This is a genomic window from Vulcaniibacterium thermophilum (genome assembly GCF_007923255.1).
Taxonomy (GTDB): domain Bacteria; phylum Pseudomonadota; class Gammaproteobacteria; order Xanthomonadales; family Xanthomonadaceae; genus Lysobacter_F; species Lysobacter_F thermophilum.
The window spans coordinates 1-10,570 of record NZ_VOHJ01000054.1 but is presented as its reverse complement, the minus strand read 5'-3'; the positions used below and the strand labels follow the sequence as shown (position 1 = coordinate 10,570).

Genomic DNA, 10,570 nt, shown 5'->3' with positions numbered 1-10,570 from the left:
TGCCGCTGCCGCAACGCTTCGCCGCGCGCGCGCACCGGCGCCGCGGCCGGCCGCGACGGCGCCGCAGGCGCGGCCGTGGGCGCGGCGCCGCCGGTCAGCACGTCCGGCGGGATCAGCGGCCGCGAGCCGTTCATCGGGATCGGCTCGGCGGCCAGATGCGCGCTGATGCGCGGGAACACGACGTCGAAGCGCGAGTACTCGTCGCGGTTGGACGTGTTCGACAGCGACCCCGTGTTGGCGCACGAGGCCCAGCCGCCGTACAGCCCGCCGCGCAGCTCGTAGCCGCCCGAGCCCAGCGTGAACAGGCCCGAGCCGCTGCTGCCGCCTTCGGTGGTGCCCTGCAGCCAGCCCACGGTGTGCAGGTCGGCGTTGCTGCTCACGTGCCGGCCGCTGGACACCTTCTTCGCGTCGCCGCGCGGATGGTGGATGGCGAGCACGTCGCTCGATGCCGGCAACGGCCCGGCATTCCACGCGGCGAAGTAGGCGCCGGCGGGCGCGGCGTCGTTGAGGCGCAGCAGCATCGCGTCGGTGCGTTCGTCGGAGTACAGATAGACCGCGCCGCCGGCGAGCTGCCGCTGCGGCTGCGACACCCCGCTGCCGCACGCGGTGGCCTCGTAGCGCCAGAACGTGTTGAGCGTGTTGGCGACCGCCTGCATCCGGGCCGGCACCGGAGCGCCATCGCCTTCGGCGAAGCAGTGGTTGGCGCTGTAGAAGTACGGGATCTGGGTCGCAGGCGAGGTGTCGGCGAGCAGGGTGCCGGTGCAGATGTAGGTGCTGCCGCCGACCACGAACTGCATGTGCGCCACGGCGTTCTTGGCATCGACGAAGGCCTGCCCGAGCTCGGCCACCCGGCACGCGGTGTCGACGTTGCAGCTCCCGGATTCGCCGATCTTCTCCAGCAGCTTGAAGCCGTTGCGGCTGCTGGCGAACAGGTGCGACAGCGCCGGCGCCTGCACGCGCACGCCGGCGGCGGGCACGCCCGCGGGCCGGTAGAGCTCGATCAGTTGCGCCTCGCCGTCGGTGCCAGGAGTCCAGAACAGGCCGTCGTCCCCGCGCAGGCGCTTCATCTGCGCGCCGGTGAAGGCGGCGACGACGCGCATGGGCGCATCGGAGCCGGCCACGCGCACTTCCACGCGATCGTCGAGCGCGGCCACGTCCAGTCCGACGCGCAGCGCCAGCGCATCGCGCGAGCGCACCTCCACGCGCGCGACGGCGGCGCCGCCTCCGGTCGCCGTCCAGCGCAGCGGCGGCAGTGTCGCGCGGTCGGCTTCGAGCGCGGCGCGGCGCGGCATGCCGATCAGGGCCACGCCCTTCGCCCGACGGTCGGCCTGCGCGCGCTGGAACTTCAGCAGCCGCTCGAGTCCGATCTCGCGGTAGGTCAGACGCGCGGCCTTGGTCGCCGAGGGGAGCGGCTGGCGCCAGGCGAGGGCGCGCGGGGCCGGCGTGCGGCTGTACTCGCCGCTGGCGCGCGGGGCCTCCGACGCGAGCGCGGGGGCGGCGGAACCGCAGACGACGGCAAGCGCGAGCAGAAGCGAAAGGCGACGCATGGTTCCCTCCCTGGCGGGCGTGCGGGCGGTGGAGCGGGGCTGGCCACGCGGGCCGGCGCAGCGCGGCTACGCACCGGATTGTGCCAGAGCGGTGCGCACGCCGAGCGCGCCCTGGCGGAAGGAAAGGCGCGTTGCGCGCGCATGCCGGCCCGCGCGCCGACGAACGGCTACGCTACACCGCCCTCCCGCGCCGACTCCGATGAACGCCACCGCGTCGATACCGCGCTTTCGCATGGCCCTGCTGCTCGGCGGGCTGGCGATGTTCGGCCCGTTCTCGATCGACACCATCTTCCCGGCGTTCCCGCAGATCGGCGCGCAGCTCGACGCCGACAAGGTGGCGATGCAGCAGACCATCAGCGTCTATCTGATCGCCTACGCGCTGATGAGCGTCGTGCACGGGCCGGTGTCGGACGCGATCGGGCGCCGGCGGGTGATCCTGGCCGGACTTTCGGTGTTCGCGCTGGCCTCGGCCGGCTGCGCGCTGGCGCGCGATCTGCCGGCCTTGCTCGCGTTCCGAGCGTTGCAGGGGCTGTCGGCGGGGGTCGGCCTGATCGTCGGCCGCGCGGTGATCCGCGACCTGTACCACGGCGACGACGCGCAGCGGCTGATGAGCCAGGTATCGATGGTGTTCGGCATCGCGCCGGCGATCGCGCCGGTGATCGGCGGCTGGCTGCTGGGCTGGGGGCGCTGGCCGCTGATCTTCTGGTTCCTGGTGGCGTTCGCGCTGGCGCTGATGCTCATCACCTGGCGCGCGCTGCCGGAAACCCATCCGCGCGAGGCGCGGCTGTCGCTGGCGCCGCGCCGGCTGCTGCGCGATTACCTCGGCATCTTCACCAACCCGCGCTTCCAGCGGCTGTCGCTGACCGCCTCGTTCAACTTCAACGCGCTGTTCCTCTACATCGCCTCGGCGCCGGCGTTCGTGCTGGACATGCTCCGGCTCGACGAACGCCAGTTCGCGTGGTTCTTCGTGCCCACCATCGGCGGCATGGTGACCGGCGCGTTCGTCTCCGGCCGCATGGCCGGCCGCATCAGCGGCGCGCGGCTGGCGGGAATCGGCTTCGCGGTGTGCGCGGCGGCCGCGGTCGGCAACATCGCCTACTCGGCGCTGGCGGCGCGGCCGGAGGTGCCGTGGGCGGTGATTCCGATGTGCCTGAGCGCGTTCGGCATCGCCCTGGTGTTTCCGATCATCACGCTGGCGGTGCTCGACATGTATCCGCGTCAGCGCGGCTCGGCATCGTCGCTGCAGGCGTTCGTCGGGCTGGTGATCAACGCGCTGATCGCCGGCGTGCTGTCGCCCTGGCTCAGCCAGCGCCCGCTCTGGCTGGCGCTCGGGTCGGCGGCGTTCACCGCGCTCGCGATCGCGGTGTGGCAGTGGGAACTGCGGACGCGGCGCACGCCGCCGGAATGCACGCGCGAGGCCGCGGGACTGGAGCCCAGCGACGGGTTGTGAAGGGGCACGGATCCACGCGGATGAACGCGGATCAACGGCGTTCATGGGCTGGAGTCGCGTGTTCCAGCGCTGTCGCGACGGAATGGTCCTGCTCCGCGTTCATCCGTGCGGATCCGTGGCTGACGGAGTCGCCTTGGCACGAGGCGAGGCGCCGCGTGTCAACGGGTTCCGCGCCCGGGTACGGCTTGCCACAATCGCCGCTTCCTTCGCTTCGCCGTACCGCTCATGCAGGACACCGCCGCGCGCATCGCTTCCGTCATCGCCCAGGACATCGGCGCCACGCCCGCGCAGGTGCGCGCGGCCGTCGCGCTGCTCGACGAGGGCGCGACCGTCCCGTTCATCGCGCGCTACCGCAAGGAAGTGACCGGCGGGCTGGACGATACCCAGTTGCGCACGCTGGAAACGCGCCTGGCTTACCTGCGCGAGCTGGAGGAGCGGCGCGCGGCGATCCTCGCCAGCATCGACGAGCAGGGCAAGCTGACCCCGGAACTGCGCGCGGACATCGAGGCGGCCGACACCAAGTCGCGGCTGGAAGACCTCTACCTGCCGTACAAGCCCAAGCGCCGCACCAAGGCGCAGATCGCACGCGAGGCGGGGCTCGAACCGCTGGCCGACGGGCTGCTGGCCGATCCGACGCGCGATCCGGAAACCTTCGCCGCCGCTTTCGTCGATGCCGAAAAGGGCGTGGCCGACGCCAGGGCCGCGCTCGACGGCGCGCGCGCGATCCTGATGGAGCGCTGGGGCGAGGATCCGGCGCTGGTGGGCAGCCTGCGCGAATGGCTGCAGGAGGTCGGCGTGATCCGCGCCCGCGTGGTCGAAGGCAAGGAAGAGGCGGGCGCCAAGTACCGCGACTACTTCGACCATGCCGAACCGCTGGCGAAGATTCCCTCGCACCGGCTGCTGGCGCTGTTCCGCGCGCGGCGCGAGGAGTTCGTGACGCTGGATCTGGAAGTCGGCGGCGACGCCGAGGCCGGCCACCGGCAGGCCGAAGGCCGCGTCGCCGCGCACGTCGGCGTCGCCGACCGCGGCCGCCCCGCGGACGCCTGGCTGCTGCAGGCGGTGCGCCTGACCTGGCGCGCCAAGCTGCACCTGCACCTGATGCTCGACCTGTTCGCGCAGGCGCGCGAGAAGGCCGAGGCCGAGGCGATCGCGGTGTTCGGCCACAACCTCAAGGACCTGCTGCTTGCCGCGCCGGCCGGCCCGCGCGCGGTGCTCGGGCTCGATCCCGGCCTGCGCACCGGCGTCAAGGTCGCGGTGGTCGACCGCACAGGCAAGCTGGTCGATACCGCGACGATCTATCCGCACGAACCGAAGCGGCAGTGGGAGGAATCGCTGCAGCAGTTGCGTGCGCTGTGCGCGAAGCACGCGGTGGAACTGGTGGCGATCGGCAACGGCACCGCCAGCCGCGAGACCGAGCGTCTCGCCGCCGAGCTGATCCGCCGCTGGCCGGAGCTGAAGCTGACCAAGGTGGTAGTGAGCGAGGCGGGTGCGTCCGTCTATTCCGCATCGGAGCTCGCCGCGCGGGAGTTCCCGAACCTCGACGTCAGCCTGCGCGGTGCGGTGTCGATCGCGCGCCGGCTGCAGGATCCGCTCGCCGAGCTGGTCAAGATCGAGCCGAAATCCATCGGCGTCGGCCAGTACCAGCACGACGTCGACCAGTACAAGCTCGCGCGCCGGCTGGATGCGACGGTGGAGGACTGCGTCAACGCGGTCGGCGTGCACGTCAACACCGCCTCGGCGCCGCTGCTGGCGCGCGTGGCGGGACTCAGCAGCACGGTGGCGGAGAACATCGTGATGTTCCGCGACACGCATGGCGCGTTCCGCACCCGCAAGGAGCTGCTGAAGGTGCCGCGACTGGGCGAGAAGACGTTCGAGCAGTGCGCCGGCTTCCTGCGCATCGCCGACGGCGATGAGCCGCTCGATGCCTCGGCGGTGCATCCGGAGGCCTACCCGGTGGTCGAGCGCATCGTGAAGGCCTGCGGCCGCCCGGTGCGCGAGCTGATCGGCGACAGCCGCTTCCTGCGCACGCTGCGGCCGGAGGACTTCACCTGCGAGCGCTTCGGCGTGCCGACCGTGCGCGACATCCTGAAGGAGCTGGAGAAGCCCGGCCGCGATCCGCGCCCCGAGTTCGTCACCGCGCGTTTCGCCGACGGCGTGGAGGACATCAAGGACCTCAAGCCCGGCATGGTGCTGGAGGGCGTGGTCACCAACGTCGCCGCGTTCGGCGCGTTCGTCGACATCGGCGTGCATCAGGACGGCCTGATCCACATCTCCGCGCTCGCCGACCGCTACGTGAAGGACCCGCGCGAAGTGGTGAAAGCGGGCGACGTGGTCAAGGTGAAGGTGCTGGAGGTGGACGTCGCGCGCAAACGCATCGCGCTCACGCGCCGGCTCGACGACACCGCGGAGTCCGCGCGCGAGCGTTCGCGTGGCGCATCGCGAATGCCCGAGCGCGACCGCGGCGGCGCACGCCCATTGCCGGCGGCCAAGCCGCGCGCGGAGTTGCCGGTCGGCAATGCGCTCGCTGCGGCCTTCGCCAAGGCCAAGCGCGAAAGTTGACGACGCGCCGCGCAGTGAGTGAGATCCCTCGTCGCCCCGGCGAAGGCCGGGGCCCCATGTTGCTTTCTTGGCGACCCGAACAATGGGTCTCGACCTCCGCCGGACGACGGGGCAGAAACGGCAAAGGCCGGCTTGCGCCGGCCTTTCCGTTCCGCTTCACGGTCGACGTCAGCCGCGGCTCTTCGCCGCCGGCGTCGGCGCGCCCGCCGGCGCGGCGTTGGCCTGCCAGCCGCAGGTCTTGCCTTCGTTCTGCTGCTTCAGCCACGTCTGCAGCGGCGCGAAGTACTCCAGCACCGCCGAGGCGTCCATCCGCTCGGTGCCGGTCAGCTCCTTGAGCGTCTTCTGCCACGGCTGGCTGGCGCCCTTGCCGAGCATCGCCCAGAACTTCTCGCCGGCCTGCTTGTTGCCGTAGAAGCTGCACTCGTGCAGCGGGCCCTTGTAGCCGGCCTGGTCGCAGAGCGCCTTGTAGAACTGGAACTGCAGCACGTGCGCGAGGAAGTAGCGCGTGTACGGCGTGTTGCCCGGCACGTGGTACTTCGCGCCCGGATCGAAGAAGCGCTCGTCGCGCGCCGTCGCCGGCGCCACGCCCTGGTAGCGCGCCTTCAGGTCCCACCACGCCTTGTTGTACTGGTCGGGCTTGATCGAACCGTCGAACACGCCCCAGCGCCAGCGGTCGATCATCAGGCCGAACGGCATGAACGCGACCTTCGCCAGCGCCATCCGCATCTGCGCGTTGATCAGCGCCTCGTTGCTCTGCTGCTGCTCGCCCACCAGGCCGATCGACTGCAGGTAGGTGGGCGTCATCGCCAGCACGATGGTGTCGCCGATCGCCTCGTGGAAGCCATCGTGCGCGCCCTGCTGGAAGATCGGCGGCTGGTGGTTGTAGGCCAGGTAGTAATAGACGTGGCCGAGCTCGTGGTAGATGGTGGTGAAGTCTTCCTCGTTCGGCTTGATGCACATCTTGGTGCGCACGTCGCCGGCCATGTTCATGTCCCAGGCGCTGGCGTGGCAGACCACGTCGCGGTCGCGCGGTTTGATGAACTGGGTCTTCTGCCAGTAGCTCTCCGGCAGCTTGGGCATGCCGAGCGAGACGTAGAAGTCCTGCGCGCGTTCGGTCATCTGGCGGGCGGTGGCCAGCGCGGCGTCCTGCTGGACCTGCGCCATCTCGGCGGGCGTGCCGATCTTCTCGGCGGGCTGGCGGCCCAGCGCTTCGACGTAGTTCTTGCGGTGCTGCGCTTCCAGCGCGGCGGTGATGTCCAGATCGCCGGCCTCCGGGTACGGCGCCAGCAGATCCCACAGGTTGCCCCAGTCCTGCTGCCACATGTTGCCCATCAGATGCGCGGGCAGCATGCCGCCGGCCACCTGGCCCTTGTCCGGGCCGTACTTCGCCACCAGCCGGGTGCGCGCGTAGCAGTGGAGCTGCTCGTAGAGCGGCTTGACCTGGCCCCACAGGCGGTCGGTTTCCGCGGCGATCTCCGCCGGCGACATGTCGTAGCCGGAGCGCCACATCTCGCCGGCGTCGGCGAAGCCGAGGTCGCGCGCGCCTTCGTTGGCGAGCTCGACGAAGCGCTGGTAGTCCTGTCGCATCGGCACCGAGATGGTGTGCCAGCCCTGCCAGGCATCGAGTTGCTCGTCGTAGTCGCGGCTGCCGCGCAGCACGTCTTCCAGCTCGCCGAGCTGCCGGCACTTCCTGGCGTCGCCGTCGCCGGTGCAGTACTGGCCCGCGCCGTACGTGCCTTCCATCTTGGTCGCCAGTTGGGTGAGCTCGGCGAGCTTCTTCGGATCCTTCGGCGGCGGCAGCGCGGTGCCCAGCTTCAGCAGCTTGATCGCGCGCGCGGTCTCCGGCGACATCGGCTTGCCCTCGAAGCGGCGCGCCTGCTCGATCCAACTGCGAAGCTGCGCGAGGTAGCGCTCGTTCGCCTTCGCCGACACCAGCTGGCTGTCGTCGTTGATGTAGGTCGACGACAGCCACTGCGCGGCGCTCAGCTCCGGGTACATCGCCTTGTACTCGGCGTTGACGCGGGCGATGAACTGGTCGGCGGTTTCGCCCTCGGGGCCTTGCGCGGTGCCGTCGGCGGCGGGCGTCGGTTCCTTCTTGCAGCCGCCGAGCGCGACGACGGCGACGATGCTCAGCGCCAGCAGGGCGCGGACGGGTTTCATGGAGCGGTTCTCCGGTCGGACGTGCGCGAAAAGCGCCGGGGAGGGCAAGGCTAGAGGCCGCCGCCGGGCGGGCGCAAGGCCGGAAAGTCAGGCGCGACGCCCTGCGTGCCGGCGCGGTCGGGTCGCGCCGGCCAGGCACGCTACGGCGCGCGGGCGGCGGACGCCCGGGCCTCGCGGATGCGGCGGCGCAGGCGCTCGGCGCGGCGGGCGATCTTGCGCCGCATGAGCGCCGGCACGAGCCGCGAGAGCGGCACGATCTCCTTGCCCGCCGCCAGCGACTTGCTGTCGATGCACACCAGCCGCGGCGCCGCGGCGTCGCCTGCGACCACGAAGTTGCCGGCATTGAGGTCGAACAGCGGCACGCGGTGCTCGATCAGCCAGCGTTCGAACGCCGCGACCGCCTCGCACAGGCGGTCGGGGTCGAACGGCGAAGGCGCGGCCAGCAGCGCGAACAGGCTCGGCGCGGGACGGCCGTCGGCATCGGTCACGCACCGTTGGCGCAGCGCCAGCCCGTGCGGCGTGGCCACCAGCCCGGTGCAGCGCGCGAAGCGCGCGTCGATCGCATCGCCGAAGCGGGCATGCAGCCGGCGCCACGCGCGCCATTCGGCGGCGTTGTCGCCGAAGCGCGGAAAACGCTGCGCGAGCCGTCGCCGCAGCCGTTCGCGCGGCCCCGCGGGCGGACGCTCGTGCGGCGGCCGCTCGAACTTCAGGCAATAGTGCGCATCGTCCGGATCGCGCACGCAGATGCGGTGCGTGCCGGGCGCGATCAGCTCGAAGCCGTGCCAGCGGTCGGGTGCGGCCATGCGCTCAGGGTACGCGCAACCGGCGCTGCGCATCGACCAGCCCGCGGCGCTGCAGCCAGGCCCAGGCCTCGTCGGCGTCGTGCTCGACATACGCGCGCGCCGAGCCGAGCCGGAACGTGTAGCCCCAGGCGTCCATGTCGGCGAGCACGCGGTCGCGGCCGACGCCCGGCAGCGCATCGCCGAGCAGCGCCTGCAGGACGCATACCGCGTCCTCCTCCTCGATCGAATCGGTGGCGTCGGTGTGCACCCGTTGGCGCCGCTCGGGCGGCAGCACGATCAGATGCGCGGCCTCGTGCAGCAGCGAATGCAGCGGGGTGTCGCCGCGCGCGTACACGGTGCTGCCGACCAGGCCGGCCTCGGGCTCGCCCCAGTAGCTGCCCGGAATCGGCGCGCCGTCGGCCACGCGTTCCAGACGCAGGCCGTAGCGCGCCAGCAGCGCGGCCGCGGCTTCGGCGTCGATGTCGGCGAGCGTCAGCATCGGAACCTGCGAAGCGCGAGCCCGGAGCCGGGCGGGCGGGACCGCTCAGCCCTGTTCCGGCAGCGTCACCGAGATGTCCAGCACCTTGCTGTCGCCGTCGCCGATCAGGTCCACCTTGACCGCCTCGGCATCGACGTTGACGTACTTGCGGATCACCTCGAGCAGCTCGCGCTGCAGCATCGGCAGGTAGTCCGGCCCGTTCCGGCCCACGCGCTCGTGCGCGACGATGATGCGCAGGCGTTCCTTGGCGACCGAGGCGGTCTGCTTCTTGGCCAGCAGGAAATCGAAGAGGCCCATGGCGTCAGCCTCCGAAGAGCTTGCTGAAGAAGCCCTTCTTCTCCACGGTGGTGAAGCGCATCGGCCGGTTCTCGCCGAGCAGGCGGGCGACCGCGTCGTCGTAGGCCTGGGCGGCGTCGGATTCGGTTTCCAGGATCACCGGCTCGCCCTTGTTGGACGCGTTCAGCACGTCGGGCGATTCCGGGATCACGCCGATGGTCTTCAGGCCGAGGATCTCCTCGACGTCGGCCACGCTCAGCATCTCGCCGGTCTCCACCCGGCGCGGGCTGTAGCGGGTCAGCAGCAGGTGCTCGCGGACGCGTTCGCCGCGCTCGGCCTTGCGCGTCTTGGAAGCGAGCAGGCCGAGAATGCGGTCGGAGTCGCGCACCGAGGACACCTCGGGGTTGACCACCACCACCGCCTGGTCGGCGAAGTACATCGCCAGGAACGCGCCCTTCTCGATGCCGGCCGGCGAGTCGCAGACGATGTAGTCGAAGCCGTCGGCGGCCAGGTCGTTCAGCACGCGCTCCACGCCCTCCTTCGTCAGCGCGTCCTTGTCGCGCGTCTGCGAGGCGGCGAGCACGTACAGATTGTCGAAGCGCTTGTCCTTGATCAGCGCCTGCTTCAGCGACGCTTCGCCGTTGACGACGTTGACGAAGTCGTACACCACGCGCCGCTCGCAGCCCATGATGAGGTCGAGATTACGCAGGCCGACGTCGAAGTCGATCACCGCCACCCTGTGGCCGCGACGGGCCAGTCCGCATGCCAGGCTGGCGCTGGTGGTGGTCTTGCCGACGCCGCCCTTGCCCGAGGTGACTACGATGATTTCGGCCAATGTCGTCTCTCCCGATGTCTTGTGATGTGCGCCGCGCCTGCGGGGGCGGCGGCGGGGTTCAACCGTCGAGCGCGGCGATGCGGATCTGGCCGTGCTCCAGCCAGACCTGCGCCGGCTTGCCGCGCACGTCCCTGGGAATGTCCTCCAGCACCTTGTAGTGGCCGGCGATGGCCACCAGTTCGGCGTGGAATTCCCGGCAGAAGATACGCGCCTGCTCGAATCCCTGCGCGCCCGCGAGCGCGCGTCCGCGCAGCGGACCGTAGATGTGGATGGAGCCGTCGGCGATCACCTCGGCGCCGGCGCCGACCGAGCCGAGCACGGTCAGATCGCGCTGCTCGGCGTAGATCTGCTGGCCCGAACGCACCGGCGCGGCCTGCACCAGCCCCGGTTGCGCGGCGGCGCGCGCCGGCGGCGGCGCGGCGCGCGCGGGGGCCGGTTCGGCCGCCGGCGCAGCGGGCGCCG

9 protein-coding genes are annotated in these 10,570 nt (G+C 71.3%); 2 read left to right on the top strand and 7 right to left on the bottom strand.

Annotated elements, in window-relative coordinates; all coding sequences use genetic code 11:
- Positions 1–1,547, bottom strand: a 1,547-nt coding sequence (locus FQY64_RS14045) for a trypsin-like serine peptidase (protein WP_186761033.1), incomplete at its 3' end; no start/stop codon positions are given.
- Between the two features lie 232 nt (positions 1,548–1,779).
- Between FQY64_RS14045 and FQY64_RS14040 the strand changes: the two genes are divergently transcribed.
- Positions 1,780–2,997: a multidrug effflux MFS transporter gene (locus FQY64_RS14040; protein ID WP_146475277.1), complete on the top strand. Its 1,218-nt coding sequence runs from the start codon at positions 1,780–1,782 to the stop codon at positions 2,995–2,997.
- A gap of 225 nt (positions 2,998–3,222) precedes the next feature.
- A complete protein-coding gene (locus FQY64_RS14035) occupies positions 3,223–5,556 on the top strand; it encodes a Tex family protein (RefSeq protein ID WP_146475275.1) in 2,334 nt (777 codons plus the stop codon).
- 168 nt (positions 5,557–5,724) lie between these two features.
- On the opposite strand, the gene FQY64_RS14030 is transcribed toward FQY64_RS14035, so the two are convergent.
- The 6 genes from FQY64_RS14030 to minC form a co-directional block, all read right to left on the bottom strand.
- Positions 5,725–7,716 carry a M2 family metallopeptidase gene (locus FQY64_RS14030; protein ID WP_146475273.1) on the bottom strand — a complete coding sequence of 664 codons (1,992 nt, stop codon included), beginning with the start codon at positions 7,714–7,716 and terminating at the stop codon, positions 5,725–5,727.
- A gap of 140 nt (positions 7,717–7,856) precedes the next feature.
- Positions 7,857–8,519: a YrbL family protein gene (locus tag FQY64_RS14025; protein WP_186761031.1), complete on the bottom strand. Its 663-nt coding sequence runs from the start codon at positions 8,517–8,519 to the stop codon at positions 7,857–7,859.
- A 4-nt stretch (positions 8,520–8,523) separates the two neighbouring features.
- Positions 8,524–8,997, bottom strand: coding sequence for a hypothetical protein (locus tag FQY64_RS14020; RefSeq protein WP_146475269.1), 474 nt, complete (start codon positions 8,995–8,997; stop codon positions 8,524–8,526).
- Between the two features lie 45 nt (positions 8,998–9,042).
- Positions 9,043–9,294: a cell division topological specificity factor MinE gene (gene minE / locus FQY64_RS14015; RefSeq protein WP_146475267.1), complete on the bottom strand. Its 252-nt coding sequence runs from the start codon at positions 9,292–9,294 to the stop codon at positions 9,043–9,045.
- Between the two features lie 4 nt (positions 9,295–9,298).
- Entirely contained in the window at positions 9,299–10,108 is an 810-nt protein-coding gene (gene minD / locus FQY64_RS14010; protein ID WP_146475265.1) for a septum site-determining protein MinD, read from the bottom strand.
- Between the two features lie 58 nt (positions 10,109–10,166).
- On the bottom strand, positions 10,167–10,570 hold a 404-nt coding region (minC, locus tag FQY64_RS14005), incomplete at its 5' end, for a septum site-determining protein MinC (protein WP_146475263.1).